We start from the raw sequence: 25,004 nt of genomic DNA, 5'->3' as shown, positions 1-25,004 counted from the left end.
CAAGCCATGCTGCCCGAATCCGCAGGAACATACCATTGCAATGATGGAGTTCACCCAGTGGATCAGGGAGCGCACCGACGAGCAGCTGGGTGCGCTCGTTTCGGCGCGCCCCGAGCTGATCACGCCGGTCCCCGCTCACCTGGAGGGGCTCGCCACGCGCGCGGGCAGCCCCTCGGCCATCGGCCGCGCGCTCGACAGGCTCGACAGGTTCGCGCTGGCCGTGGTGGAGACGCTGGCCGTGGCCGGCTCCGTGGACAAGCCCGCGCTCGGCCGCCTGCTCGAAAGGGCCGTGGACGGCGAGGTCCCGCTCGACGACGCTCTCGACCGTCTCCGCGCGCTCGCCCTGGTCTACGGGCCCGACGAGGCGCCGGAGCTGGCCCCCGGCGTCCGCAAGGTGCTGGACGACCCCGCCGGGCTCGGCCCTCCCGTCGTGGAGGTGTTCCGCCACCATCCGCCCGAGCAGCTCGAGGAGATCGCCGACGACATCGCCCCCGGCACCGAGGGAACGGGCAAGGAGCGGCTCGCCGCGGCCATGGCCGAACCCGGCAAGCTCGTCGAGGAGGTCTCTCCTCCCGCCCGGCAGGCGCTGGAGGAGCTGGCGTGGGGGCCGCCGAGCGGCAGGGTGCCCAACGCCCGCCGCGCCGTCCGCGTCGGCACCGCCCGCTCGCCGATCGAGGAGTTGCTGGCCAGAGGGCTGCTGGCCGCCACCGGCGAGGAGAGCGTGTCGCTGCCCCGCGAGGTCGGCCTGTACCTGCGCGAAGGACGCGTCCACCGCGACCTGTCGCCCGAGGCGCCGCCGCTGGAGGGCTCCGAACGCTCCCAGCAGCTCGCCGACAGGACCGCCGCGGGCCAGGCGTTCACGTTCGTGCGGGCGGTCGAGGAGCTGTGCGAGCGCTGGAGCCTCGACGCCCCCGGCGTCCTGCGCACCGGCGGCCTCGGCGTGCGCGACCTCAAGCGCACCGCCACGCAGCTCGACCTGCCCGAGTGGGCCGCCGCGCTGGTCGTCGAGGTCGCCCACGCCGCGGGACTGGTCGGCTCGGGCGGCAGCGTCGACGGCGAGTGGCTGCCCACCCCCGCCTACGACACCTGGCGCGTCAGGCCGACCGAGGACCGCTGGGTCACGCTGGCCGCCACCTGGCTGCACACCGACCGCGTGCCAGGCATCGTGGGCGAGCGTGACGAGCGCGACCGCCTGCTCAACGCGCTCCACCCCGACCTGCGCCGCTCCTCGGCGCCAGAGGTACGGCAGGCGACGCTCCGCGTGCTCGCCGCCGCCCCCGGCCTGGCGCCCAGCCGCGAGTCGGTCCTGCGGCGCCTGGCGTGGGAGCAGCCCAGGCGGCGCGGCCCGCTGCGCGAGCAGCTCACCGACTTCACCCTGCGCGAAGCCGAGCAGCTCGGCTTCACCGGGCTCGGCGTGCTGTCCGCGCCTGGCCGTGCCGTACTGGCGGGCTCGGGCGAGGCCGCCGCCGTCCTGGCCCCGCTGCTTCCCGAACCCGTCGACCACGTGCTGCTCCAGGCCGACCTCACCGCCGTCGCGCCCGGCCCCCTCACCAGCGAGCTGGCGCGCTGGCTGACGCTCGCAGCCGACGTGGAGTCCACGGGAGGGGCGACCGTCTACCGGTTCGGCGAGTCGTCCATCAGGCGGGCGCTCGACGCCGGGCAGGGCGCCGACGAGCTGCTGTCCATGCTCGCCCGCCACTCCGCCACGCCCGTGCCGCAGCCGCTGTCCTACCTGGTGGCCGACGTGGCCCGCAGGCACGGCAGGATGCGCGTCGGCACGGCCAGTGCCTACATCCGCAGCGACGACCCTTCCATGCTCGACCAGCTCATCGCCGACCGGCGCTCGACGCCGCTGCGGCTGCGGCGGCTGGCCCCCACCGTCATCGCCTCCCGCACCTCCAGGGCCGCGTTGGTCGACTCGCTGAGGGCGATGGGGTTCGCGCCCGTCCCCGAGTCGCTGGAGGGGGACGTCATCCTCACCCAGCTCGACGCCAGGCGCACCGAAGGGCTGCCGACCGCCAGGGCGGTCTCGTCGTTCAACGGGCTCGACCCGGACGTGGTGGCCGCCGCCGTACGCGCCATGCGGGCCGGCGACGCCCGTCGCGCCCCGCTGGAGGCGCCCGACGGGTCGGTGCCCCGCGGCCCCGCGACCACCACGATCTCCGCCCTGCAGGACGCGATCCGGCAGGGGGTGCGGGTGTGGATCGGGTACCTCGACTCCCAGGGCAACGCCACCAGCCGCATCCTGGAGCCCGCGCGGATGGAGGGCGGCTACCTGACGGCCTACGACGAGACCCGCGCGGCGGTCCACCGCTTCGCCCTCCACCGCATCACCGGGGTCGCCACCGTCACCTGAGCTCGCCGGGAACGGCCGTCGGCCGGGGAGAGCGACGGTCTCGGGTCGGACGCAATAGCCGGGCTCCCGTTGACTCCACCCCCGTGAGCCGATCAACGTAAGGACGTGACGAACCACACGCTGGGCCGCCTGGCAGAGGAGTCGTGGGCCCGCTTCGACGACCACGACGCCGTCTTCTACGAAGGCGTCTGGCACCGCGGTCACACCCTCGCCGAACGCGCCAGGCGCGTCACCGGCGGCCTGATCCGAGCCGGCGTCCGTCCCGGCGACCGCGTGGTCGTGATGATGGTGACCAGTCCCGACGTCCCCGTCGTCTACCAGGCCGTCTGGGCGGCGGGCGCGGTCGTGACCCCCGTGGTGTTCCTGGTCGGCGTGGAGGAGCTGCGCCACATCGTCATCGACAGCGGCGCCACCGCGATCGTGACGTCCGCGGAGTTGCTCGACACGGTCCACGCCGCCGAGCCACAGATCCCGATATTTGTGGATACGGGGGAGCTGGCCGAGGCGGCCGAGCACGGGCCCGTGCCGCGGGACCCCGCCGATCTGGCCGCCGTGATGTACACGGGCGGCACCACCGGCAGGGCCAAGGGCGTCATGCTCAGCCACGCGGGCCTGTGGCAGGTCGCGAAGGACGCCTACGACCTGGCCTACCAGCCGGGCGTCACCAGGGCGATCGTCCCCGTCCCCCTCTCCCACGCCTACGGCCTGATCGTGTCGATCGCCGGCCTGCACGCCAGGGAGCCGCAGCAGTCCGTCCTCATGCGCTGGTTCGACCCCAAGGCGTTCCTGCGGCTGGCCGTCGAGCAGCGCGTGCAGTACGGAACCGTCGTGCCCTCCATGCTCCAGATGCTGCTCGCCGAGCCCCTCGAGGACACCCCGCTGCCCGACCTGCGCCACCTGACCTGCGGCGCGGCCCCGCTGGGCCGCGCGCTGCTGGAGGAGTTCGAACGGCGCGTACCCGGCGTGCAGATCCTGGAGGGGTACGGCCTGACCGAGACCAGCGCCGTCACCACCTTCAACCCGCCCGGCAGGCGTAAGCCCGGCAGCGTCGGCCTCCCGCTTCCCGGCTACACGATCACGATCAGGGACGACGCGGGCGAGGACGTGGAGACGGGCGACATCGGCGAGATCTGCGTCGCCGGCGAGTCGCTGATGCTCGGCTACTGGGGCGGCCTCGGCTCCCCCGTCGTGGACGGCGAGCTGCGCACGGGCGACATCGGCTGCCTCGACGACGACGGCTACCTGTATGTCGTGGACAGGAAGAAGGACCTCGTCATCAGGGGCGGCTTCAACGTCTTCCCCCGCGACGTCGAGGACGCGCTGAACGCCCATCCGTCCGTCGCGATGTCAGGCGTGGTGGGCCGCCCCGACCCCGTGCACGGAGAGGAGGTCGTGGCCTTCGTCCAGCTGGTCCCCGGGGGCACGGCCACCGCCGACGAGCTGATCGCCTGGGCGCGGGAGCGCGTCGGCAGGGTGAAGTACCCGCGAGAGATTCATTTCACCGATCATGTGCCCGTGACCAGCGTGCTCAAGCTCGATCGCAAGGCACTGCGTGCCCGTCTCGCCTAATCGCCCCGTCATTTCGTGATATCTGTTGACACGGCTAGTGAGCGAGAAGGTGACACAGTGAGCAGCGGTTACGACAACTCCGGCGAGCAGAGCCCCTACGGCCAGCAGCAGCCGTACGGCTCGCCGTACAACCAGAGCGGCCAGAACCCCTACGGCCCGCCGTACGGCCAGCAGCAGCCCGGCTACGGCTACGGGTACCCGCCGCCCCAGCAGGGCCCCCGCACGCACGCGATCGTCGCGCTCGTCATCAGCATCGTGCTCGCGCTGAGCTGCTACGTCACACCCGGCGGCATCGCCGGCGCGATCCTGGCGGGCATCGCCCTCGGACAGGTCGACACCATGCCCGACAAGGCGCGCAACCTGCTCAAATGGACATGGATCAGCATCGGCATCAATGTCGTGCTGATCGTTCTGGGCGTCGGTACGATCATCGCGCTGGGAGTATCGGGGAACCTGGACTAACCGCCGGCCTCCGGGTGTTGGATATGCGGTAGCCGTACCGACCCCGGAGAGAAGCCTGTGAACGACGGCCCACTGATCGTCCAATCCGACAAGACCTTGCTGCTCGAGGTCGACCACGAACGGGCCGACGAGTGTCGCAAGGCGATCGCGCCCTTCGCCGAGCTCGAGCGGGCACCCGAGCACGTCCACACCTACCGCGTCACGCCACTCGCCCTGTGGAACGCGCGGGCCGCCGGCCATGACGCCGAGCAGGTCATCGACGCGCTGATCGGGTTCAGCCGCTACCCGGTGCCCCACGCGCTGCTCGTCGACGTGGCCGAGACGATGGCCCGCTACGGCAGGCTGCGGCTGGAGAAGGACCCGGCTCACGGCCTGGTCCTGGCCTCCACCGACCGCGCGGTGCTCGAAGAGGTGCTGCGCTCGAAGAAGATCCAGCCGATGCTGGGCGATCGCATCGGCGGCGACTCCGTCGCCGTGCACCCGAGCGAGCGCGGGAACATCAAGCAGGCGCTGCTCAAGCTCGGCTGGCCGGCCGAGGACCTGGCGGGCTACGTCGACGGCGAGAGCCACCCGATCAAGCTGCTGCAGGACGGCTGGGCGCTGCGTCCCTACCAGCAGGAGGCGGCCGACGCGTTCTGGCACGGCGGCTCGGGCGTGGTCGTGCTGCCCTGCGGCGCGGGCAAGACGATCGTCGGCGCGGCGGCGATGGCCCACGCGGAGGCCACGACGCTGATCCTCGTGACCAACACCGTCTCCGCCCACCAGTGGAAGCAGGAGCTGCTCAAGCGCACCTCGCTCACCGAGGACGAGATCGGCGAGTACTCCGGCAGCAAGAAGGAGATCCGGCCCGTCACCATCGCCACCTACCAGGTGATGACGACCAAGCGGAAGGGCGTCTACGCCCACCTGGAGCTGTTCGACGCCCGCGACTGGGGGCTCATCGTCTACGACGAGGTCCACCTGCTGCCCGCGCCGATCTTCAGGATGACCGCCGACCTGCAGGCCAGACGCCGGGTCGGGCTCACCGCGACGCTCGTGCGCGAGGACGGCCGCGAGGGCGACGTGTTCTCCCTCATCGGCCCCAAGCGCTACGACGCGCCGTGGAAGGAGATGGAGAACCAGGGCTGGATCGCGCCCGCCGACTGCGTCGAGGTGCGGGTCACGCTGTCCGACGAGGAGCGCCTGACGTACGCGATGGCGGAGGCGGAGGAGCGCTACAGGTTCGCCGCGACCACGCCGTCCAAGACGCGGGTGACCGAGGCACTGGTCAGGAGGCACCTCGGCGAGCAGGTGCTGGTCATCGGCCAGTACATCGACCAGCTCGACGAGCTCGCCGAGCATCTCAACGCGCCGGTCATCAAGGGCGAGACGCGGATCAAGGAGCGGGAGCGGCTGTTCCAGGCCTTCCGCGACAAGGAGCTGCAGGTGCTCGTCGTCTCCAAGGTGGCCAACTTCTCCATCGACCTGCCGGAGGCGGCCGTCGCCATCCAGGTGTCGGGCACCTTCGGGTCACGGCAGGAGGAGGCCCAACGGCTCGGCAGGGTGCTGCGGCCGAAGGCCGACGGCGGGGGCGCGCGCTTCTACACGGTGGTCTCCCGTGACACGGTCGATCAGGAGTTCGCCGCGCACCGCCAGCGGTTCCTGGCCGAACAGGGCTACGCTTACCAGATCATCGACGCCGACGACGTACACCAGTGAAAAGGCTCGCGCGAAAGCCCTCGCGCGAGCCGGACGCCTAGGTCCACGAAACCCCGCGGGCCTTGAACAATCGGACCACCCCCTCACCGGCAAAAGCTGTCGCGATGCGACATACCCCCATGATCCGTCGAATCCACCGGACATGCCCGGATTTTTCGGATTTTGGGGAGCGATTACTGGGCCAGCATCCCGCCGACGAAGAGCACACCCTCCGCGATCACCCACGCCAGCACCGCGCTACCGATCAGTACGGCGAACCGTGCGGGGAACAGCCACGCGCTCACCGTGAGAAAGGCCGCGAGCACCGCGAACAACCCTGACAGGGTCGAGACGCTGTCGAGCCGCTCCGCGCACGCCACGGAGGTCTCCCCGTCGGTGCAGAACGCCTCGAGCCCCCAGCCGGCGAAGACCGACAGCCCCCACAGAGCCGCCAGCAAAAGGCTGGCGACCGTCGGAATGACTGGGGAGATCCTCACGCCGCCTCCTGATTAATCGATTGGAAGCTCCCGAGCCCGGGGGTAAGCTCAACGGTTCGCTGCCTTGTCTACCACCTCCGTTGACGAATGGGGAGGCGCTTTCGCATGCCCGGAAACCAGTTGGCCCCTGACATACCCACCGATGTGCTCGGCGACGAGCGAGCCCATCTGGCCCAGTCCCGCGCGGCGCTGAAAGCGATGCGCGAGCACGCCCAGTCGCTGTCGGCGGACGCCGCGGGCGACTGGGTCTCGCAGCAGATCCTGCAGTCGTTGCTCGATCAGCGGGTCGCGGCGCTCGCCGACCATCCCGACACTCCCCTGTTCTTCGGCAGGCTCGACAGGGAAGATCATGACGATCTCCCCGGCGTCATCTACGTCGGCCGCCGCCACGTCCACGACGGCGCCAGCCGCCCGCTGGTGATCGACTGGCGCGCGCCCGTCTCACGCGCCTTCTACCAGGCCAGCCCCACCGACCCCATGGGCGTCGTACGGCGGCGCCGCTTCGGCTACCACGGCGGCGACCTGACCGCCTTCGAGGACGAGCCCCTCAACGAGGGCGCCGACTTCGGCCCTTCGCAGATCCTCACCGAGGAGATCGAGCGCCCCCGCACCGGCCCCATGCGCGACATCGTGGCCACCATCCAGCCCGACCAGGACGAGATCGTCCGCGCCGCGCTGACCCAGACCGTCTGCGTCCAGGGCGCGCCCGGAACGGGGAAGACGGCGGTCGGCCTGCACCGTGCCGCCTACCTGCTGTTCACCCACCGTGAGAAGCTCGCCCGCGCCGGCGTCATGATCGTCGGCCCGAACAAGGCGTTCCTGTCCTACATCTCCTCCGTGCTGCCCGCCCTCGGCGAGGTCAAGGTCGACCAGACCACCGTCGCCGAGCTGCTCGGCGAGCACGACGCCCCCGAGGACCCGCTCGTCGCCGCGGTCAAGGGCGACGCCCGCATGGCCAAGGTGCTGGAGCGCGCCCTGTGGCTGCACATCGTCAAACCCACCGAGGGCCTCGTCTACACCAGGGGCGTCCACCGTTTCAGGGTCGCCGACTACGAGGTGCGCGAGATGGTCGCCTCGCTGCGCGGCACCACGAGGTACGGCCCCGGCCGGGCAGCCCTCGCCCAGCGGCTGGCCCACCAGGTGCTGGTCCGCATGGAACAGCGCGGCGACTCGCCCGACGACAGGGTCCAGGACGCGGTGGCCAGGTCGAAGCCCGTCAAGCAGCTGGTCGACTCGGTGTGGCCGAAGCTGACGCCCGCCCAGGTGCTCTTCCGCCTGCTGTCGGACGCCGAGTTCCTCGCCTCGGCCGCGAGGTCGGACCTGTCGGCCGAGGAGCAGGAGGCCCTGCTGTGGCGCAAGCCGTACCGGTCGTGGAAGTCGGCCAGGTGGTCGGCCGCCGACGCGGCTCTCCTCGACGAGCTCGCCGACCTCATCGAGCGCACGGCCTCCATCGGCCACCTGGTCGTCGACGAGGCGCAGGACCTGTCGGAGATGCAGCTGCGCGCGCTCGGCCGGCGCTGCCGCACCGGCTCGGCCACCGTCCTCGGCGACCTCGCCCAGGGCACCACCCCGTGGTCGACCCGCTCGTGGGCGACCGTGCTCGAGCACCTGGGCCAGGACTCCGGCGAGGTCACCGAGCTCACGCTCGGCTTCCGCGTGCCCCGCGAGGTGCTCGACTACGCCGCCCGGCTGCTGCCCGCCATCGCCCCTGACCTGGCTCCCCCGCGCTCGCTGCGCCCGGGTCAGGGCTCGCTGGCGGTACGGCAGGGCGGCGAGGTCGCCGACGCCGTCCGCGACGCGCTCGCCAGGGAGGGCTCGATCGGCGTCATCGTTCCCGACGGCATGGCCGGCGCGGTCTCGGCGTCTCTCGACGGCGTCCCGCACGCCGTCCTGGGGCCTGACTCGACCGAGGAGCACCGGCTGCTGGTGATCCCCGCCACGCTGGCCAAGGGTCTGGAGTACGACCATGTCATCGTCGTGGAGCCCGCCGACATCGTCGAGGCCGAGCCGCGCGGCCTGGCCAGGCTCTACGTGGTGCTCACCCGCGCGGTCACCTCGCTGACCATCCTGCACGCCAAGCCGCTGCCCGCCCAGCTGGCGTAGGACGCCCGTAAGCCCGGGGACGGAAAGAGCGGACAAAAGAAAAAGGGCGACCCCGAGGGGTCGCCCTGATTCGTCAGGACTGAGAAGCCAGGACTTAGAAGTCCATGTCTCCGCCGCCGGGCATGCCCGCCGGAGCAGCCGCGTTCTTCTCGGGCTTCTCGGCGATGACGGCCTCGGTGGTGAGGAACAGCGCCGCGATGGAGGCGGCGTTCTGCAGCGCGGAGCGCGTCACCTTGGCCGGGTCGAGAATGCCCGCCTCGAACATGTTGACGTACTCGCCGGTCGCGGCGTTGAGGCCCTCACCCGGGGTGAGGTTGCGCACGCGCTCGACCACGACGCCGCCCTCGAGGCCGGCGTTGACCGCGATCTGCTTCAGCGGCTCCTCCAGCGCCTTCTTCACGATCGCCGCGCCGGTGGCCTCGTCACTCTGGAGCTCGAGCTTGTCGAACGCCTTGGTGCCGGCCTGCAGCAGCGCCACGCCACCGCCGGGGACGATGCCCTCCTCGACGGCCGCCTTCGCGTTGCGAACGGCGTCCTCGATGCGGTGCTTGCGCTCCTTGAGCTCGACCTCGGTCGCGGCGCCCGCCTTGATGACGGCGACGCCACCGGCGAGCTTGGCCAGGCGCTCCTGGAGCTTCTCGCGGTCGTAGTCGGAGTCGGTGCGCTCGATCTCGGCGCGGATCTCGTTGACCCGGCCGGCGATCTGCTCGGGGTCACCGGCACCGTCGACGATGGTGGTCTCGTCCTTGGTGACGACGACCTTGCGGGCGCGGCCGAGCAGGTCGAGGGTGGCGGACTCGAGCTTGAGGCCGACCTCCTCGGCGATGACCTGACCGCCGGTCAGGGTCGCGATGTCGCCCAGCATCGCCTTGCGGCGGTCGCCGAAGCCGGGAGCCTTGACGGCGACCGACTTGAACAGGCCGCGGATCTTGTTGACGACCAGGGTGGCCAGAGCCTCGCCCTCGATGTCCTCAGCGATGATCAGCAGCGGCTTGCCGGACTGCACGACCTTGTCGAGCAGGGGCAGCAGGTCCTTGTTGGCCGAGATCTTCGAGTTGACGATGAGGATGTAGGGGTCCTCAAGGACCGCCTCCATGCGCTCAGGGTCGGTCACGAAGTAACCGGAGACGTAGCCCTTGTCGAAGCGCATGCCCTCGGTGAGCTCAAGCTCGAGGCCGAAGGTGTTGCTCTCCTCGACGGTGATGACGCCTTCCTTGCCGACCTTGTCCATCGCCTCGGCGATGAGGTTGCCGATCTCGGCGTCACCGGCGGAGATGGAGGCGGTGGAGGCGATCTGCTCCTTGGTCTCCACGTCCTTGGCGAGCTTGGAGAGCTCCTCGCTCACGCGCTCCACGGCGGCCTCGATGCCCTTCTTCAGGGACATCGGGTTGGCGCCTGCGGCCACGTTGCGCAGGCCCTCGCGAACCAGCGCCTGGGCGAGCACGGTGGCGGTGGTGGTGCCGTCACCCGCGACGTCGTCCGTCTTCTTGGCGACTTCCTTGACCAGCTCGGCGCCGATCTTCTCCCACGGGTCCTCGAGCTCGATCTCCTTGGCGATGGACACGCCATCGTTGGTGATCGTGGGAGCGCCCCACTTCTTCTCCAGCACGACGTTGCGGCCCTTGGGGCCGAGGGTCACCTTGACGGCGTCGGCGAGCTGGTTCATACCGCGCTCGAGACCGCGCCGGGCGTCCTCGTCAAACGCGATCATCTTGGCTGCCATAAGGCTAGACCTCCCAGATGCAGGGTGGCTTTCAGCGGACCGAGCCGACGCCCGCGACGGCATGGGCCCGACTCCATTCGGCGGGCCCCATCGTCTCGATCCCAGTTTCTGGCACTCTCATAACGAGAGTGCTAACGAACTGTTTAGCACTCTACCCTGGCGAGTGCAACCGAGAGGCACTTCCCCGCAGGTCAGCCTAGCAAGTTGGTCATCATCAGGACCTGTTCTCTGGTCAAGCCCGCGCCCATCACATCGTCACGTGGCGGTTCGGTCTCGTGGAGCTCGACCATGTCCTCGGGCAGAACCCGCCCGGGCAGCTCAGACCAACGTCCCATGACTCCAGAGTACGGCGGGCAGGCCCGACCGGCTGACGCGGATCAGGCCTGCCGAATCGACGAAAAGGACATGACAGATCCTCACGGACTGCGCTGCCGTGTGAGCTGCCGGTTCTTGATGGTTCAGACCGTCCTGACGGATTCCGCCTGGGGACCCTTCTGGCCCTGGGTTATCTCGAACTCGACCCGCTGGCCCTGCTCGAGCGACCGATAGCCATCCATCATGATCGCTGAGTAATGGACGAAAACATCCTTACCACCGTCTACCGCGATGAAGCCGTAGCCCTTGTCCGCGTTGAACCACTTGACGGTGCCCTGCGCCACTTCCGACTCCTCTTACTTGGCTCTGGACCCCGCCCATTCACTCGCGAGATCCGCGATCGGCACGACTTATGGGGAAATCAGCCGGACGATCGCCCTCGACCATACCTGTGGCATGCCGTAGAACAACAGAGTCAATCGCCAAACTACTTCTCGGTGTTCGCGGTAGGCATTCTTGTAGTCGCGGAAAGGTTAGTTAAATGTTCCATCTTCTTGCGAAAAACAACGTGTCGCCCGCGCCCCGAGCTGCGGCCTTTCCTCGCAGCGGTCCCAGGAGCCCCTGCCCACACGGCCACGGCGGCGTCCAGCTGCCCCTCAGGAGGAAGAAGCGCCTTAAAAACGGTCAAAGGACATGAAAACGCCCGCGAGGAAAACCTCGCGGGCGTTCGTGACGACCGAAAAGGGTCAGCCGCCGGCCACGGCGGGGATGATGGAGATCTGCGCGCCTTCAGGGGTGACGCTGTCGAGTCCGCCCACGAATCGGACATCCTCTTCCCCAACATAAACGTTGACAAAACGGCGAATCTTGCCCGATTCATCCAAAATTCGCGCACCGATACCCGGGTAGTCGGCGTCCAGCTTCTGCAGCACCTCGCGAAGCGTGGCGCCCTCGCCGCTCACCTCCGCGCTGCCGTTCGTGTACGTGCGCAGGATGGTGGGAATCCGCACCGAAACGCTCATGACTTCTACCTTTCCTTTCAGACAGCCGCGCGGAACGCGTCAAGGGACGGCCTGATCACGGCCGTGGGCGTCGCGTCGTCCGCGATCGCGTCGAGCGTCTTGAGACCGTCACCGGTGTTGAGGACCACGGTGGTCAGCGAGGGGTCGAGCTGCCCCGTGTCGACGAGCTTCTTCAGCACGCCCACGGTCACCCCGCCCGCGGTCTCGGCGAAGACGCCCTCCGTCGACGCCAGCAGCTTGATCGCCGACACCACCTCGGCGTCGGTCACGTCCTCGACCGCCCCGCCCGTACGGCGCGCGATGTCGAGCACGTACGGCCCGTCGGCCGGGTTGCCGATGGCCAGCGACTTGGCGATGGTGTCCGGCTTGACCGGCTGCACCACGTCGTGGCCTGCCTTGAAGGCCGTGGAGACCGGCGAGCAGCCGAGCGCCTGCGCGCCGAAGATCTTGTAGGGGGTGTCCTCGACCAGCCCGAGCGCGATCAGCTCCTTGAAGCCCTTGTCGATCTTCGTGAGCTGCGACCCCGAGGCCACCGGGATGATGATCTGGTCCGGCAGCCGCCAGCCGAGCTGCTCGGCGATCTCGTAGGCCAGCGTCTTGGAACCCTCGGCGTAGTAGGGCCGCAGGTTGACGTTGACGAAGCCCCACTTGTCACCCAGCGGGTCGCCGATGAGCTCCGAGCAGAAGCGGTTGACCTCGTCGTAGGTGCCCTGGATGCCGACCAGCTTGCCGCCGAAGACGCGCGCCATGGCGATCTTGGCCTGCTCCAGGTCGGCCGGGATGAACACGCAGGCGTCGAGTCCCGCGCGGGCGGCGGCCGCGGTCACCGCGCCGGCCAGGTTGCCGGTGGACGAGCACGACAGGGTGTGGAAGCCGAAGTTGCGCGCCGCCTCGACGGCGATGGCGACCACGCGGTCCTTGAAGGAGTGGGTGGGGTTGCCCGAGTCGTCCTTCACGTGCAGGTCGCGGATGCCGAGGGCCTTGCCCAGGTTGTCGGCCTTGACGAGCTTCGTCCAGCCGGGGTTCATGTTCTGCTTGCTCGCCACGTCGACGGGCACCGGCAGCAGCGAGCGGTAACGCCAGATGTTGGCCGGTCCTGCCTCGATGTCGGCGCGGGACACGGACCCGAACGAGTAGGCCACCTCGAGCGGCCCGAAACACTCCAGACACGCGAAGCTGGGGCCGAGGTCGTAGCGCGCGCCGCACTCGCGGCAGGACAGAGCGACAGCAGGACCGAAGTCAAGCGACATGAAGCGAGGCCTTCCCTCATCTTCGTCTGCGACCGCCTTGGTCACAGACCGGAATTGGCACCTGTCCCGGCCGGCCTCGTCACTTCACGAGTTCAGTCCGGGAGGGTTGCCGGGGCTTCGCAGGGCCGGTCCCTCCACCCCTCTGGATGAGCAATATGGAGTTGTGGGCATCACGATACCCGGCCGTGCCCCTGACACGACCAACCGTCTCGCTAGCTGAGACGATATGTATCACCAAGCGCGGCCTGCACGTACTTGCGCGCCTGGTGGATCCGCGACTTCGCGGTGCCGAGCGGGATGCCCAGCTGCTCGGCCACCTCGTTGTAGTCGAGCTGGACGATGTCGCGCAGCACCAGCGCCTGGGCCAGGTCGGGCTTGTCGGCCTCCAGCGCCTCCATCGCGTCGAGCAGGTCGAGCCTCGACCCCGCGATGACGCTCACCCTGCGCACGTCGGGCTTCTGGACGGGCAGCTCCTCCGAGGTCTGCTCGGCGGCCCTGCGCTTCAGCGACCTGTAGGTGGTGCGCGCGCAGTTGGCCGTCACGATGTGCAGCCAGGTGCTGAACCTGGCCCTGCCCTCGAAACGCCCGATGTTGCGGGCCACGGCGAGCAGGGTGTCCTGGCAGGCCTCCTCGGCGTCCTGGTGGTACGGCAGGATACGGGCGCAGTGTCGCAGCACGTCGGGTTCGATCCGCTTCAGGAGCTCGCCAAGCGCGCGATGATCGCCTCCCGCGGCGGAGCGGGCCAGTTCCTCGGTTAGCTCATCTAGGGCCATAGCGAGATCCTATGTTCGGGGTCATGGTGGATGTTGTGAACAGCGTTCTTGTGGCTTCCAACCGTGGCCCTGTCTCCTTCACCGTTTCCGACGACGGCGACCTGACCATGAAACGCGGTGGCGGGGGCCTGGTTTCCGGGCTCTCGGGAGTGGTCAGGGACGAGGGCGTGCTCTGGGTGTGCGCCGCGCTGTCCGACGGCGACCGCAGCGCCGCACGGCTTGCTCCTGGCGGGCGGCTCGACCAGGCGGGCTACGACACCGGCAAGTTGCGCATGCTGGACATCCCCCCTGCGACCTTCCACCGCGCGTACAACGCGGTGGCCAACTCGACCCTCTGGTTCGTCAACCACCTGCTGTACGACACGCCTAACGCCCCCTATTTCGGCACCAGGTTCACGAAGGAGTGGGAGTCCTACCGCGACTACAACGGCGCGTTTGCGCTGGCACTGGCCGAGGAGGCCGGCCACGGCGCCAAGGTGATGGTGCAGGACTACCACCTGACGCTCACCCCCGCGATGCTCCGCGCCGAACGCCCCGACCTGCGGATCGCCCACTTCAGCCACACGCCGTGGGCGCCTCCCGAGTACTTCTCGCTGCTGCCGGACGAGGTCGCGCGCGAGGTGCTCGAAGGCATCCTCGGCGCCGACCACGCCGGATTCCTGACCGAGCGGTGGGCCGGCGCGTTCATGGACTGCTGCCAGAGCCTGCTGGGCGCCAAGGTCTTCGACAGGACGGTCAGCCACGAGGGCCGCACCACCCGCATCGGCGTGCACGGCCTCGGCGTCGACGGCGACTCGCTGTGGAAGCGTGCCTGCGAGCCCGACGTCGAGTCCAACATGGCCGCGCTGCGCGAGCAGGTCGGCGACCGCAGGCTGATCGTGCGCATCGACCGTACCGAGCTGTCGAAGAACATCGTGCGCGGCCTGCTGGCCTACAGGGAGTTCCTGGCCGCCCACCCCGAATGGCATGGTCGGGTGGTACACCTCGCCTTCGCCTACCCATCCCGCCACGACCTGCCCGAATACCGCGAATACACCGCCGCTGTGCAACGCTGCGCCAAGGAGATCGAGGACGAGTACGCCACCGAGGACTGGGATCCGCTGATCCTCAACGTCAACGACGACTACCCGCGCTCCCTCGCCGCCTACCGCCTCGCCGACGTGCTGCTGGTCAACCCCATCCGCGATGGCATGAACCTGGTCGCCAAGGAGGGCCCGATCCTGTCCCCGCGCTGCGCGCTCGTGCTCTCGCGCGAGGCGGGCGCGGCGGCCGAGCTGGGCGCCGACGCCCTCGTGATCAACCCCTACGACGTCGGCGAGACGGCCGAGGCACTGCGCGCGGGACTGGAGATGCCGGAGGAGGAGCGGATACGGCGATGCGCGAGGCTCAAGAAGGCCGCCACCGCCCTTCCCCCGCGGCGATGGCTCGGCGAGCAGCTTGCCAGCCTCTGACCGGCTGACCCCTCGTGTTACCGGCCACCCTCACCGGCTTCGCGATCGCGGGCGGCTTCGGCTCGGTCATGCTCTACACCGCGATGGCCGCGCTGAGCGACCACCAGGGGCGGGACGCCGGCGCCGGCCGGGGTGATCGCCGTCTCCGGCGACCGCCCCGACCTGGCCTCGGCGGCCTCGCCCGTGTGGGCCGGGCCAGCCATGGGCGTGGGCCGTTCGCCCTCGGCGCCCTCGCCGACGGCTACGGCACGAACACCGCGTTCCTGATGGTGCCCGTGCTGGCGGGCCTGGCCGCGGGCGGGGTGCTCAGCGCCAGACGGCCCGCTTGAGCGCGGCCCCCAGCCCTGGCGTCGACCACTCGTCCACGATCAGGATCTTCGACGCGGGCAGGTACCAGATCCGCTGCGGGTAGGTCACCTTGGTCGGCTTGAAGGTCTGCTGGCTGTGACAGGTGATCTTCCACTCCCTGTGGTACGCCTTGTGCCCGCTGCCGACCTGCCTGAGCCCCGAGACCGTCGGCTTCTCCGGCAGCGGGGAGGAGTAGTAGCGCTTGTCGTGCGTGCACTCCATCACGCCGCTGCTGGGGTGGTAGGGCTGGTCGACCCTGAACGGGTTGCCCTCCGAGGCGTACTTGATGCTTTGCGGGCCGTGCAGCCAGAACCCCTGGCAGTCGACCGCCTTCTTGCTGCACGGTCCGGTGATCACATGGACGGAGCCGAAGCCGGACTTCTTGACCTTCCACGCGGCGGGCACCTTGATCGTCGCACCTCTGAAGGACAGCGACTGCGTGTCGGTGTGGGCTCCGGTCAGGACGAGCGAGGCCGTCACGGCCAATGTCATCAGCATGAGCGCGAAGCTAGCCTGCCCCGGTTGCAGATGAATCGCGGATCGCTGCCGACAGCTCGGTCAGCAGCGCGACGACGCCTTCGGGCCCGTCGACGACCAGGTCGGCGCGCTCGGCGAGCTCGGTGACCTCCGTCGAGCCGCTGCACACGGTCACTCCGGGGAGCCCGGAGGCCCGCACGGCCTCGAACGCCGCCAGGTCGCCCAGGTCGTCGCCGGCGAACAGCACCGACCGTGCCGCCCTCTCGGCCAGGAACAGGTCGAGCGCGTGCCCCTTGTCCATGCCGGGCGGCCGCAGCTCCAGCACCATCCGGCCCGGCTCGACGACGAGGCCGTGCGCCGCCGCCAGCTTCGCGAGCGGCTCGCGCAGCCGCTCCAGCGACTGCCTGGGGTCGGGGGCGCGCCTGGTGTGCACGGCCACCGCCCGCTGCTTGTCCTCGATCGTCACGCCCTGGATGCCCTCGACCAGGCGCGGCAGCTCCGCCTTCGCCCGCATGACGCCTGGTGGCGGCGGCGGGGCGCTCACCCTGCCGCCCTCCCAGCGCTCGAACCCGTAGTGACCGAGCACCACCAGTCCCTGAACCTTCTCCAGCCCGGGGCCGTACTCGATGACGGTGGCGGCCGGCCTGCCGGTCACGATCACCACCGCCTTGACCCTGCCGCCCAGCTCGGCGAGGACGGGCGGGGCGGCGGGATGGCTCCTGGCATCGCGGGGGTCGGGCACGATCGGCGCGAGCGTGCCGTCGAAGTCGAGCCCGATCACCGCGCCGCCCGGATCGCGCACAATGGCTTGGATTCCTGGATTGCTCATCACGCGGCTGGCCGTACCCAGGCAGTCAGGGGCGCATTCCCAGCCTGCGGGCCGCGCGCTCCCTCTGGCGGGCCGCCCTCAACCGCCGCAGGCGCTTGACCAGCATCGGGTCGTGCTCCATCGCCTCAGGCCTGTCGATGAGATCGCCCAGCAATTGGTAGTAGCGAGTGGCGGAGAACCCGAAGGCGTCGCGGATCGCGTGCTCCTTTGCGCCCGCGTGACGCCACCACTGGCGCTCGAAGGCGAGGATCCTCAGGTCGCGCTCGGACAGGGGTCGTGGTGGTTCCTGGGCAGCACTGTCACCGCTGACCGGTGCAGTGTCCATGGTCTCCTCCTCGGTCGGCGCGGCCCGTGGCCCATCGTAATGTGCGGAGTGCGGCTGTTCACGGCGGTTGAGGAGACGTACAGTCACGAAGTGTGAGCCCAGTCATCACGCTTCTCACCGACTACGGACTCGAAGACGGGTATGTGGCCGCCTGTCACGGAGTGATCGCCAGGATCGCTCCGCAGGTCCGCGTGATCGACGTGTGCCACCTCGTGCCGTCGGGCGACGTCCGCAGAGGCGCGGCGATCCTCGCTCAGACCGTCCCCTACCTGCCCGAGGGGATCCACGTCGGGATCGTCGACCCCGGCGCGGGCGGCGCCCGCCGCGCGGTCGCCGTCGAGGCGGGCGGCCGGATCTACATCGGCCCCGACAACGGGCTGCTGTCCTGGGCGATCACCACCAGCGGGGGCGCCACGGCCGCCTACGAGATCACCAACAGGGACCTGTTCCTCACCCCCGTCTCGCCCACCTTCCACGGCCGTGACCTCTTCTCGCCCGTGGCGGCCCGCCTGTCGACGGGGCGCAAGCTGTCGGACGTCGGGCCGGAGATCCCGCTGGACAGGCTCGCCTCCCTGCCCTCGCCCGTCACGCATGTGCGTGAGGGGGCGGTGGAGGGCGAGGTCGTCTCGGTGGACAGGTTCGGCAACACCCAGCTGTCGATCGCGGCCGACGACCTGGCCGCGGTCGGGGTCCGGGTCGGGGACACGCTGGGGGTGTGGATGGGGCGGCGGCAGCTCTCGTTGCCCTATCGCGAGTCGTTCGCCGCGGTTCCGCCTGGGGAACTGGTGGCCTTCACGGACTCGGCCGGGTTGATCGCGCTGGCGGTCAACTCGGGGGACGCGGCCCAGCGCCTCGGTCTCCCGCCCGGCGCCCACGTCCGCCTCTGCGCCCTGCCTTGACCGGCCGTCCGCGGTCGGTGGCGGCGTGCCCGTCCGCAGGCCGGGGCTCCGGGTTTTCCGAGGACGGCACGACAGGAGAAACCCGACTCTCGGGGCGATCGTCCTGGTGAAACCGGTGTGACAAAAGGGGTTTATGTGGGTGAAGAGCCGGAAGTGGTAGTTACACCGCGTATCGGGCTGTTTACCGAACCGTCGGATTGAGCCATCGCGCGCGTGCCAGAATTCACCGCACCGAAGCGTCCCTCTCCCCCCTTCCGAGGCCGACGTGATCCGACTCTCCCTAGCCCTCATCCCCATCATGACCATGATCTGGCCGAACACCGAGCCCCCGGTGGCGGAGCGATGGCGAGCATGGCCGGCCTCCGAGGTCTTCCCCGCCAGGCTCGCGGGCACCACACCGTCGGGCGCCCGCACCGCCTACGTCCTGGCCGGCATCGCGCCCGAGACCCCGTGCACCCGCGCCTTCCATCGCGACACCGGCCTGCACGGGTGCCTCACCGCTTTGCGCGCCACCTACGTCGACAGCACCCAGACCTTCGCCGCCACCGCCGGCATCGCCGTCCTCACCGGCCCTCCCGCGCGCCGGGACGAGCCCCGCGACGCCAGGCCCGCCACCGTCAGGCCCTACACCGTCCCCGGCGGTCCCGCCGAGCTGTTCGGCTCCCGGCAGTACATCACCGGCGCGCGGGTGAGCTCCGACGACCGCTACGTCGTCATGACCGCGGCCGGGTACACCGACGGCAGGCCGTACACGAAGGACGAGAGCGCGACGCCGCGCCTGCGCAGAGTGGCCCGCGAGCTGGCGGTGGCGATCCACCGGCGGCTCACCGGATGAGGCGGGCGCTCGCCGCCCCGCTGGTGGCCGCCCTGCTCGCGATCAGCACGCCGACGGTCGCCGACGAGGTGGCGGCCACCGCGCGCGAACGGCAGTGGCAGCTCGGCACGCTGCACATGGAGCAGGCCTGGCGCCTCACCAGGGGCGCCGGCGTCACGGTGGCCGTGCTGGACACCGGTGTCGACGCCCGCCACCCCGACCTGGCGGGAGCGGTCGTCAAGGGCCCCGACCTCACGGGACAGGCTCCCGGCGGCGGCCGCTGGGGCCACCACGGCACGGGCATGGCCAGCCTGATCGCCGGGCGCGGCCACGGCAAGGGCAGGGCCGACGGGGTCATCGGCATCGCGCCCGAGTCGACCGTGCTGTCGGTGCGGGTGACGCTGGAGAACGACGATCCGCGCCGCGAGCTGCAGCGCACCAGGACCCGCGGGCAGGACTCGCTGGCCAGGGGCATCCGCTACGCGGTCGACCACGGAGCACAGGTGATCAGCATGTCGCTCGGGGGCGGCAGCGGCACATGGGAGGGTTCGGCCGCCGAGGAGGAGGCCGTGCAGTACGCGCTGGAGCGCGGCGCGGTGCTCGTCGCGTCGGCGGGCAACGACGGCGACGGCCCCAACAGGAAGAACTTCCCCGCCGCCTACCCCGGGGTGATCGCGGTCGGCGCGGTCGACAGGAAGCTGAAGGTGGCGGGCTTCTCCAACCGCCAGACCTACCTGTCCGTGGTCGCGCCGGGCAAGCAGATCGTCAGCGCCGACGGCCCCCGCTCCTACGTGATCGGCGACGGCACCAGCTCGGCCGCCGCGATGGTGGCCGGCATCGCCGCGCTGGTCAGGTCCGCCTACCCCGACCTCACCCCGCTGCAGGTACGGCGGGCGATCGAGAGCGGCGCCGACAGGGAGGGGCACAGCAAGGACTACGGCCACGGCGTGGTGAACGCGGCTCACGCGCTGGCCGAGGCCCGCCGCCTGGGCGAGCGGGATCCGGTCACCACGCCCGCGGGCCGGCCGTACTTCGGCGGCGGCCCGTCGGACCAGGGGACGGACACCAGACTGCTGGTGATCGCCGCGCTGCTGGCGCTGGCGGCGACGATGGCGGCCAGGGTGGTGGCGCTCAGCAGGAGGAGGCGGCGCTAGTACCGAGCAAGCGCTTGTGTGATACTGCTCCTCATGACGTGGTTCGACGGCATCGACCTGCTCGGCACCCGCTGCACGACCTGCCAGGCCGTCTTCTTCCCTCCGCACCACGGCTTCTGCCGCGACCCGCTGTGCGAGGGAGAAGACCTCGTAGAGCACAGGCTGTCCAGGCGCGGCACCGTGTGGTCCTACACCAACGCCTGCTACCCGCCGCCCGCGCCGTTCGTGGCGGCCGAGCCGTACGAGCCGGTGACGCTCGCGGCGGTGGAGCTCGACGAGGAACGTATCGTCGTGCTCGGCCAGGTGAAGGACCTGACCGTCGACGACCTCAGCGTCGGGATGGAAGTGGAGCTGACCGCCGGCACGCTCGCCGACGGCCACGCCGTCTGGATGTGGGGGCTGCCGCGATGAGCGTGGTCGTGATCGGCGCGGGCATGCACCCGTGGGGCAAGCAGGGCAGGTCCTTCCACGAGTACGGCGTGGTCGCCGCCAGGGCCGCCCTCGCCGACGCGGGCATCGCCTGGAGCGACGTGCAGTTCGTCGTGGGCGCGGACACGATCAGGAACGGCTACCCGGGCTTCGTCGCGGGCGCCACCTACGCCCGCGCGCTCGGCTGGTCGGGCGTCCGCATCGCCTCCTGCTACGCCGCCTGCGCCTCCGGCGCCCAGGCCCTCGACCTCGCCCGCACCAGGATCATGGCGGGCCTCTGCGACGTCGCCATGGTCATCGGCGCCGACGCCACCCCCAAGGGCTTCTTCACGCCCGTCGGAGGCGACCGGCCCGACGATCCCGACTGGCTGCGCTTCCGCCTGCTCGGCGCCACCAACCCCGCCTACTTCGCGCTCTCCGCCCGCAGGCGGATGGCCCTGTACGGCTCGACGCCCGACGACTTCGCCGCGGTCAAGGTCAAGAACGCCCTCGCGGGATCGCTGAACCCCAACGCCCGCTACCGCAAGCCCGTCACGGCGGCGGAGGTCCACGCCTCCCCCATGGTCGCCGACCCGCTGCGCCTCATGGACATCTGCGCCACCTCCGACGGCGGCGCGGCGCTCGTGCTCGCCTCCGCCGCCTACGCCCGCAGGATCGGCGCGCCAGGCCCGGTGACGCTCGCCGCGGTCGCGACGGTCACGCCCACCTACCCCAAGACCGTTCTCGACCTGCCCGACTTCGCCACCGACCCGCCCGTGCGCGAAAGCGTCCCCTTCCGTGCCGCCCTCGCCCACGCGGCCTACGAGGAGGCCGGGCTCGGACCCCGCGACCTGTCCTTCGCCGAGGTCTACGACCTTTCCACCGCGCTCGAGCTGGACTGGATGGAGGACCTCGGCCTGTGCGCGAGGGGCGAGGCCGACAAGCTCCTGCGCGCGGGCGACACCGCGCTCGGCGGCCGGATCCCCGTGAACCCCTCGGGCGGCCTGGCCTCCTTCGGCGAGGCGATCCCCGCCCAGGCGATCGCGCAGGTCTGCGAACTGACCTGGCAGTTGCGAGGTACCGCGGGCGCCCGGCAGGTCGCGCACGCCCGCGTGGGCATGGCCGTCAACCAGGGACTCTTTGGTCACGGTTCGGCGATCATCGCTATGGGTGACCCGGATTGATCTATTAACCCCTGACATGTTCTACTGATGAACACGGACAGTAACTGTCAATTACGGAACGTGTTGGATCTCGCGTTCTGGCACGTTGCCTTCAGGGGGAATTTTCCATGATCCGTCATATTCTCGTCGGCGCCGCCGCCACGCTCGGACTCGCGATGGCAGGACCCGTCTCAGCCGCTTCTGCCGAAGCGTTCCACGGCCCCGACCCCATCAGCGATCTCACCGCCACCGGCGCGACCGCACCCGCCACAGGCGCCGCCGCTCCCGCCACGGGAGCTGCGGCGCCTGCCACCACCGCGGCCGAGACCACCACAGGCTCGGCAGCACCCGCCACCAACGCGGTAGCACCCACCGACGATGAGGCACTCGTCACGGACGACACGGCACTCGTCACGGACGACACGGCACTCGTCACGGACGATGTGGCGCCCGCTACGGAGGCGGTAGCACCCGCCACGAACGATGCGGCACCCGCCACGGGGGCGGTAGCACCCGCCACCAACGCTGTGGCACCCGCTACGGACGCTGTGGCACCCGCCACAGGCGCGGCGGCTCCCGTCGCCGCCAACTCGATGGCACCCGCCACCAACGCGGCCGCTCCCGTCACGGGCGCCGCGGCTCCTGTTTCCGACGCGGCGGCTCCCGTGACAGACGCTGTCGCTCCGGTCACGGGCGCTGCGGCCCCGGCGACAGTTCCTGTCACGGGTCTGCCCGGCGCCACCGGCGCGGCCGCACCCGTCACGGGCGCAGCGGCACCCGCCACCGACACGAAGGCTCCCGCCACGAGCGCGGTGGCCCCCGCCACCAACGCGATGGCGCCCGCCTCCGGCACGAAGGCACCGACCACGAACGCGGTGGCCCCGGTCACCGACACGAAGGCGTCCTCCACCGACACGAAGGCACCTGTCACCTACGCGGTGGCACCGGCCAACTCGGTGGCACCCGCCACCAACACGATGGCACCCGCCACGACCGCGGTGGCCCCGGCCACCAACATGAAGGCCACGACCGCGGTGGCCCCCGCCACCAACATGAAGGCACCCGCCACGAGCGCGGTGGCCCCCGCCACCAACGCGATGGCGCCCGCCTCCGGCACGAAGGCACCGACCACGAACGCGGTGGCCCCGGCCACCGACACGAAGGCGTCCTCCACCGACACGAAGGCACCTGTCACCTACGCGGTGGCACCCGCCACCAAGGCGGTCGCCTCCGGTAAGGCGACGCCGGTCGGCCACCTTCTCGGCGCGGTTCCCGCCACCAGGTAGGGCAGCAACGAAGAAGCTCCCCACCCAAAGGCGTGCGGGGAGCTTCTTCACGGAACTCAGCCGGCGTGCACCACGTCGTGCGTCTCGGCGAAGTGGCACGCGCTCTCATGGCTCGTGCCCGGCCTGATCTGCAGCAGCGGCTCCTGCTCGGCGCAGATCTCCTGCGCCTTCCAACAGCGGGTGCGGAAGCGGCAGCCCGACGGGGGGTTGGCAGGCGAGGGCGGGTCGCCCTGCAGGATGATCCGCTCGCGCTGCTCCCTCCCCTCGGGGTCGGGCACCGGCACCGCCGACAGCAGCGCCTGCGTGTAGGGGTGGGCGGGCTTGTCGTAGATCTCGGTGTCCTTGCCGAGCTCGACGAACTTGCCCAGATACATCACCCCGACCCGGTCGGAGATGTGGCGCACCACCGACAGGTCGTGGGCGATGAAGATGTAGGCCAGGTCGAACTCGTTCTGCAGCCGCTCCAGCAGGTTGATGACCTGCGCCTGGATCGACACGTCCAGCGCCGACACCGGCTCGTCGCAGACGATGACCTCCGGCTGGAGCGCCAGTCCTCGCGCGATGCCGATGCGCTGACGCTGACCGCCGGAGAACTGGTGCGGGTAGCGGTTGACGTGGTCGGGGTTGAGGCCGACCACCTCCAGCAGCTCCTGCACCTTCTTGCGCCTGTCGCCCTTGGGCGCGACCTCGGTGTGGATGTCGTACGGCTCGCCGATGATGTCGCCGACGGTCATCCTGGGGTTCAGCGAGGTGTAGGGGTCCTGCATCACCATCTGGATGTTGCGGCGCATCCGCTTGAGCTCCGCGCCCCTGGCGTTGGCGATCTCACGGCCGTTCACCTTGACCGAGCCCGAGGTCGGCCGCTCCAGCGCCATCAGCAGCTTGGCCAGCGTCGACTTGCCGCAGCCGGACTCGCCGACGATGCCGAGGGTCTCACCCTTGTTCAGGTCGAACGAGACGCCGTCGACGGCCTTGATCGCGCCGATCTGCCGCTTGAGGACGATGCCCTGGGTCAACGGGAAGTGCTTGACCAGGTCGCGGACCTCGAGGATCGGCTCACCCACGGCTGCCATCGAGGACCTCCCTCCAGTAGTGGCAGGCGCTGCCGCGCACGCCGCTGATCTCGTAGAGCGGGGGGACGTCGGTCACGCAGTTGTCCTGCCGGTAGGGACACCGGGGGTGGAACGCGCAGCCTGAGGGCATGTCGAGCAGGTTGGGCGGCAGGCCCTTGATCGCGTACAGCTCCTGGCCCTTCATGTCGACCCTGGGGATCGAGTCGAGCAGGCCCTTGGAGTAGGGGTGCGCGGGGGCCTTGTAGATGTCGTACACCGGGGCGTTCTCGACGATCCGCCCGCCGTACATGACCGAGATCTTGTCCGCGACGTCGGCGACCACACCGAGGTCGTGGGTGATCAGGATCAGGCCCATGTTGCTCTCGCGCTGGAGCTCCGCGAGGAGCTCCATGATCTGGGCCTGCACGGTCACGTCGAGCGCGGTGGTCGGCTCGTCGGCGATCAGCACCTCGGGGTCGAGCGCGATGGACATCGCGATCATGATGCGCTGGCGCATGCCACCGGAGAACTGGTGCGGGTAGTCGTTCACCCGCTGCCTGGCCGCGGGGATGCGCACCCTGTCCATCAGCTCGACGGCCTTCTTCGTGGCGTCGCGCTTGCTCATCCCGCGGTGCACGCGGAACATCTCGCTGATCTGCCAGCCCACGGTGAAGACCGGGTTCAGCGCGGAGAGCGCGTCCTGGAAGATCATCGCGATGCGCTCGCCGCGGACCTGGGTCCTGGCCTCCTCCGACAGCCTCAGCAGGTCGGTGCCGTGGAAACGGATCTCCCCCTGGGGGATCTTCGCGGGCGGCATGTCGAGAATGCCCATGATCGCCTGCGCGGTCACGGACTTGCCCGAACCCGACTCACCGAGGACGGCGAGCGTCTCACCGGCGTTCAGCGAGTAGCTGACGCCGTTGACCGCCCTGACGACGCCCGCCCTGGTGTGGAACTCCACGTGCAGGTTGTCCACGGCCAGCAGCGGCTCGTTGCCCAGCCCTCCCTCGGCCGGCAACACGTCCAGTGCCGATTTCTTCTTCATTGCGAT

General features: G+C 70.1%; 25 protein-coding genes and 1 riboswitch. Of the genes, 13 read left to right on the top strand and 12 right to left on the bottom strand.

Annotated elements, in window-relative coordinates; all coding sequences use genetic code 11:
- The first annotated feature begins 43 nt into the window (after positions 1–43).
- The 4 genes from ACFSKW_RS47655 (at position 44) to ACFSKW_RS47640 (ending at position 6,085) form a co-directional block, all read left to right on the top strand.
- Complete coding sequence (locus ACFSKW_RS47655) at positions 44–2,356, top strand: helicase-associated domain-containing protein (RefSeq protein ID WP_379581249.1); 2,313 nt, start codon at positions 44–46, stop codon at positions 2,354–2,356.
- A 105-nt stretch (positions 2,357–2,461) separates the two neighbouring features.
- Positions 2,462–3,925, top strand: a complete 1,464-nt coding sequence (locus tag ACFSKW_RS47650; RefSeq protein WP_379581248.1) for an AMP-binding protein — start codon at positions 2,462–2,464, stop codon at positions 3,923–3,925.
- 57 nt (positions 3,926–3,982) lie between these two features.
- A complete protein-coding gene (locus ACFSKW_RS47645; protein WP_379581247.1) occupies positions 3,983–4,387 on the top strand; it encodes a hypothetical protein in 405 nt (134 codons plus the stop codon).
- A 57-nt stretch (positions 4,388–4,444) separates the two neighbouring features.
- Positions 4,445–6,085, top strand: coding sequence for a DNA repair helicase XPB (locus ACFSKW_RS47640; RefSeq protein ID WP_379581246.1), 1,641 nt, complete (start codon positions 4,445–4,447; stop codon positions 6,083–6,085).
- A 173-nt stretch (positions 6,086–6,258) separates the two neighbouring features.
- Here ACFSKW_RS47640 and ACFSKW_RS47635 read toward each other — a convergent pair whose 3' ends face one another.
- The gene (locus ACFSKW_RS47635) at positions 6,259–6,561 is read right to left on the bottom strand and encodes a hypothetical protein (RefSeq protein ID WP_379581245.1); all 303 of its coding nucleotides are present in this window, start codon (positions 6,559–6,561) and stop codon (positions 6,259–6,261) included.
- Between the two features lie 105 nt (positions 6,562–6,666).
- Here ACFSKW_RS47635 and ACFSKW_RS47630 point away from each other — a divergent pair, with 105 nt between their 5' ends.
- On the top strand, positions 6,667–8,664 hold the full coding sequence (locus tag ACFSKW_RS47630) for a HelD family protein (RefSeq protein ID WP_379581244.1): 1,998 nt from the start codon (positions 6,667–6,669) through the stop codon (positions 8,662–8,664).
- A gap of 94 nt (positions 8,665–8,758) precedes the next feature.
- Here the strand turns inward: ACFSKW_RS47630 and groL are convergent, their stop codons facing one another.
- The 6 genes from groL to ACFSKW_RS47600 form a co-directional block, all read right to left on the bottom strand.
- The gene (groL, locus tag ACFSKW_RS47625) at positions 8,759–10,387 is read right to left on the bottom strand and encodes a chaperonin GroEL (protein ID WP_379581243.1); all 1,629 of its coding nucleotides are present in this window, start codon (positions 10,385–10,387) and stop codon (positions 8,759–8,761) included.
- 191 nt (positions 10,388–10,578) lie between these two features.
- A complete protein-coding gene (locus ACFSKW_RS47620) occupies positions 10,579–10,722 on the bottom strand; it encodes a hypothetical protein (protein ID WP_379581242.1) in 144 nt (47 codons plus the stop codon).
- Between the two features lie 123 nt (positions 10,723–10,845).
- Positions 10,846–11,046 carry a cold-shock protein gene (locus ACFSKW_RS47615; RefSeq protein WP_106250594.1) on the bottom strand — a complete coding sequence of 67 codons (201 nt, stop codon included), beginning with the start codon at positions 11,044–11,046 and terminating at the stop codon, positions 10,846–10,848.
- Between the two features lie 402 nt (positions 11,047–11,448).
- The gene (locus tag ACFSKW_RS47610; RefSeq protein WP_379581241.1) at positions 11,449–11,724 is read right to left on the bottom strand and encodes a MoaD/ThiS family protein; all 276 of its coding nucleotides are present in this window, start codon (positions 11,722–11,724) and stop codon (positions 11,449–11,451) included.
- 17 nt (positions 11,725–11,741) lie between these two features.
- Entirely contained in the window at positions 11,742–12,974 is a 1,233-nt protein-coding gene (thrC, locus tag ACFSKW_RS47605; protein ID WP_379581240.1) for a threonine synthase, read from the bottom strand.
- A 13-nt stretch (positions 12,975–12,987) separates the two neighbouring features.
- Positions 12,988–13,127, bottom strand: a riboswitch (SAM riboswitch).
- Between the two features lie 59 nt (positions 13,128–13,186).
- On the bottom strand, positions 13,187–13,747 hold the full coding sequence (locus tag ACFSKW_RS47600; protein WP_183654570.1) for an RNA polymerase sigma factor: 561 nt from the start codon (positions 13,745–13,747) through the stop codon (positions 13,187–13,189).
- 23 nt (positions 13,748–13,770) lie between these two features.
- On the opposite strand from ACFSKW_RS47600, the gene ACFSKW_RS47595 reads away from it, so the two are divergent.
- Positions 13,771–15,198: an alpha,alpha-trehalose-phosphate synthase (UDP-forming) gene (locus tag ACFSKW_RS47595; RefSeq protein WP_379581239.1), complete on the top strand. Its 1,428-nt coding sequence runs from the start codon at positions 13,771–13,773 to the stop codon at positions 15,196–15,198.
- A 14-nt stretch (positions 15,199–15,212) separates the two neighbouring features.
- A complete protein-coding gene (locus ACFSKW_RS47590; RefSeq protein ID WP_379581238.1) occupies positions 15,213–15,527 on the top strand; it encodes a hypothetical protein in 315 nt (104 codons plus the stop codon).
- Here the strand turns inward: ACFSKW_RS47590 and ACFSKW_RS47585 are convergent.
- From ACFSKW_RS47585 to ACFSKW_RS47575, 3 genes are read right to left on the bottom strand one after another with little or no spacing between them, the layout of a single operon-like run.
- On the bottom strand, positions 15,505–16,044 hold the full coding sequence (locus ACFSKW_RS47585; RefSeq protein WP_379581237.1) for a hypothetical protein: 540 nt from the start codon (positions 16,042–16,044) through the stop codon (positions 15,505–15,507). The genes ACFSKW_RS47590 and ACFSKW_RS47585 overlap by 23 nt on opposite strands.
- A 10-nt stretch (positions 16,045–16,054) precedes the next feature.
- Positions 16,055–16,852, bottom strand: coding sequence for a trehalose-phosphatase (otsB, locus tag ACFSKW_RS47580; RefSeq protein ID WP_379581236.1), 798 nt, complete (start codon positions 16,850–16,852; stop codon positions 16,055–16,057).
- Between the two features lie 25 nt (positions 16,853–16,877).
- Positions 16,878–17,177 (bottom strand): DUF3263 domain-containing protein, encoded by a 300-nt coding sequence (locus ACFSKW_RS47575; RefSeq protein ID WP_379581235.1) that lies wholly within the window; start codon positions 17,175–17,177, stop codon positions 16,878–16,880.
- Between the two features lie 92 nt (positions 17,178–17,269).
- On the opposite strand from ACFSKW_RS47575, the gene ACFSKW_RS47570 reads away from it, so the two are divergent.
- From ACFSKW_RS47570 to ACFSKW_RS47545, 6 genes are all read left to right on the top strand, one after another.
- Positions 17,270–18,076, top strand: a complete 807-nt coding sequence (locus ACFSKW_RS47570; RefSeq protein ID WP_379581234.1) for an SAM hydrolase/SAM-dependent halogenase family protein — start codon at positions 17,270–17,272, stop codon at positions 18,074–18,076.
- 298 nt (positions 18,077–18,374) lie between these two features.
- Positions 18,375–18,911, top strand: a complete 537-nt coding sequence (locus tag ACFSKW_RS47565) for a hypothetical protein (RefSeq protein ID WP_379581233.1) — start codon at positions 18,375–18,377, stop codon at positions 18,909–18,911.
- Positions 18,908–20,044: a type VII secretion-associated serine protease mycosin gene (gene mycP / locus ACFSKW_RS47560; protein ID WP_379581232.1), complete on the top strand. Its 1,137-nt coding sequence runs from the start codon at positions 18,908–18,910 to the stop codon at positions 20,042–20,044. The genes ACFSKW_RS47565 and mycP overlap by 4 nt, the downstream gene beginning before the upstream one ends.
- Positions 20,045–20,077: 33 nt before the next feature.
- Entirely contained in the window at positions 20,078–20,455 is a 378-nt protein-coding gene (locus ACFSKW_RS47555) for a Zn-ribbon domain-containing OB-fold protein (RefSeq protein ID WP_379581231.1), read from the top strand.
- Positions 20,452–21,636 carry a lipid-transfer protein gene (locus ACFSKW_RS47550; protein ID WP_379581230.1) on the top strand — a complete coding sequence of 395 codons (1,185 nt, stop codon included), beginning with the start codon at positions 20,452–20,454 and terminating at the stop codon, positions 21,634–21,636. The genes ACFSKW_RS47555 and ACFSKW_RS47550 overlap by 4 nt, the downstream gene beginning before the upstream one ends.
- Positions 21,637–21,743: 107 nt before the next feature.
- A complete protein-coding gene (locus tag ACFSKW_RS47545) occupies positions 21,744–22,901 on the top strand; it encodes a hypothetical protein (RefSeq protein ID WP_379581229.1) in 1,158 nt (385 codons plus the stop codon).
- A 56-nt stretch (positions 22,902–22,957) separates the two neighbouring features.
- On the opposite strand, the gene ACFSKW_RS47540 is transcribed toward ACFSKW_RS47545, so the two are convergent.
- Both ACFSKW_RS47540 and ACFSKW_RS47535 read right to left on the bottom strand, forming a co-directional pair.
- The gene (locus tag ACFSKW_RS47540; RefSeq protein ID WP_379581228.1) at positions 22,958–23,974 is read right to left on the bottom strand and encodes an ABC transporter ATP-binding protein; all 1,017 of its coding nucleotides are present in this window, start codon (positions 23,972–23,974) and stop codon (positions 22,958–22,960) included.
- Positions 23,958–24,998: an ABC transporter ATP-binding protein gene (locus tag ACFSKW_RS47535; RefSeq protein ID WP_379581227.1), complete on the bottom strand. Its 1,041-nt coding sequence runs from the start codon at positions 24,996–24,998 to the stop codon at positions 23,958–23,960. Before ACFSKW_RS47535 ends, ACFSKW_RS47540 begins: the two co-directional genes overlap by 17 nt.
- Between the last annotated feature and the right edge of the window lie 6 nt (positions 24,999–25,004).

The sequence above is a fragment of the Nonomuraea mangrovi genome (assembly GCF_042681425.1).
GTDB classification, from domain to species: Bacteria; Actinomycetota; Actinomycetes; order Streptosporangiales; family Streptosporangiaceae; genus Nonomuraea; species Nonomuraea mangrovi.
The sequence above is the reverse complement of the archived record's forward strand: the minus strand, read 5'-3'. Positions and strand labels throughout refer to the sequence as shown.

Bases quoted from the DNA above. Each gene is read 5' to 3' on its own strand.
- ACFSKW_RS47575 (WP_379581235.1), bottom strand. From the start codon at position 17,177: ATGGACACTGCACCGGTCAGCGGTGACAGTGCTGCCCAGGAACCACCA.
- ACFSKW_RS47595 (WP_379581239.1), top strand. From the start codon at position 13,771: ATGGTGGATGTTGTGAACAGCGTTCTTGTGGCTTCCAACCGTGGCCCT.
- ACFSKW_RS47535 (WP_379581227.1), bottom strand. From the start codon at position 24,998: ATGAAGAAGAAATCGGCACTGGACGTGTTGCCGGCCGAGGGAGGGCTG.
- thrC (WP_379581240.1), bottom strand. From the start codon at position 12,974: ATGTCGCTTGACTTCGGTCCTGCTGTCGCTCTGTCCTGCCGCGAGTGC.
- otsB (WP_379581236.1), bottom strand. From the start codon at position 16,852: ATGAGCAATCCAGGAATCCAAGCCATTGTGCGCGATCCGGGCGGCGCG.
- ACFSKW_RS47600 (WP_183654570.1), bottom strand. From the start codon at position 13,747: ATGGCCCTAGATGAGCTAACCGAGGAACTGGCCCGCTCCGCCGCGGGA.
- ACFSKW_RS47655 (WP_379581249.1), top strand. From the start codon at position 44: ATGGAGTTCACCCAGTGGATCAGGGAGCGCACCGACGAGCAGCTGGGT.
- ACFSKW_RS47550 (WP_379581230.1), top strand. From the start codon at position 20,452: ATGAGCGTGGTCGTGATCGGCGCGGGCATGCACCCGTGGGGCAAGCAG.
- ACFSKW_RS47555 (WP_379581231.1), top strand. From the start codon at position 20,078: ATGACGTGGTTCGACGGCATCGACCTGCTCGGCACCCGCTGCACGACC.
- groL (WP_379581243.1), bottom strand. From the start codon at position 10,387: ATGGCAGCCAAGATGATCGCGTTTGACGAGGACGCCCGGCGCGGTCTC.
- ACFSKW_RS47620 (WP_379581242.1), bottom strand. From the start codon at position 10,722: ATGGGACGTTGGTCTGAGCTGCCCGGGCGGGTTCTGCCCGAGGACATG.
- ACFSKW_RS47545 (WP_379581229.1), top strand. From the start codon at position 21,744: ATGATCCGTCATATTCTCGTCGGCGCCGCCGCCACGCTCGGACTCGCG.
- mycP (WP_379581232.1), top strand. From the start codon at position 18,908: ATGAGGCGGGCGCTCGCCGCCCCGCTGGTGGCCGCCCTGCTCGCGATC.
- ACFSKW_RS47630 (WP_379581244.1), top strand. From the start codon at position 6,667: ATGCCCGGAAACCAGTTGGCCCCTGACATACCCACCGATGTGCTCGGC.
- ACFSKW_RS47610 (WP_379581241.1), bottom strand. From the start codon at position 11,724: ATGAGCGTTTCGGTGCGGATTCCCACCATCCTGCGCACGTACACGAAC.
- ACFSKW_RS47540 (WP_379581228.1), bottom strand. From the start codon at position 23,974: ATGGCAGCCGTGGGTGAGCCGATCCTCGAGGTCCGCGACCTGGTCAAG.
- ACFSKW_RS47585 (WP_379581237.1), bottom strand. From the start codon at position 16,044: ATGCTGATGACATTGGCCGTGACGGCCTCGCTCGTCCTGACCGGAGCC.
- ACFSKW_RS47565 (WP_379581233.1), top strand. From the start codon at position 18,375: ATGACCATGATCTGGCCGAACACCGAGCCCCCGGTGGCGGAGCGATGG.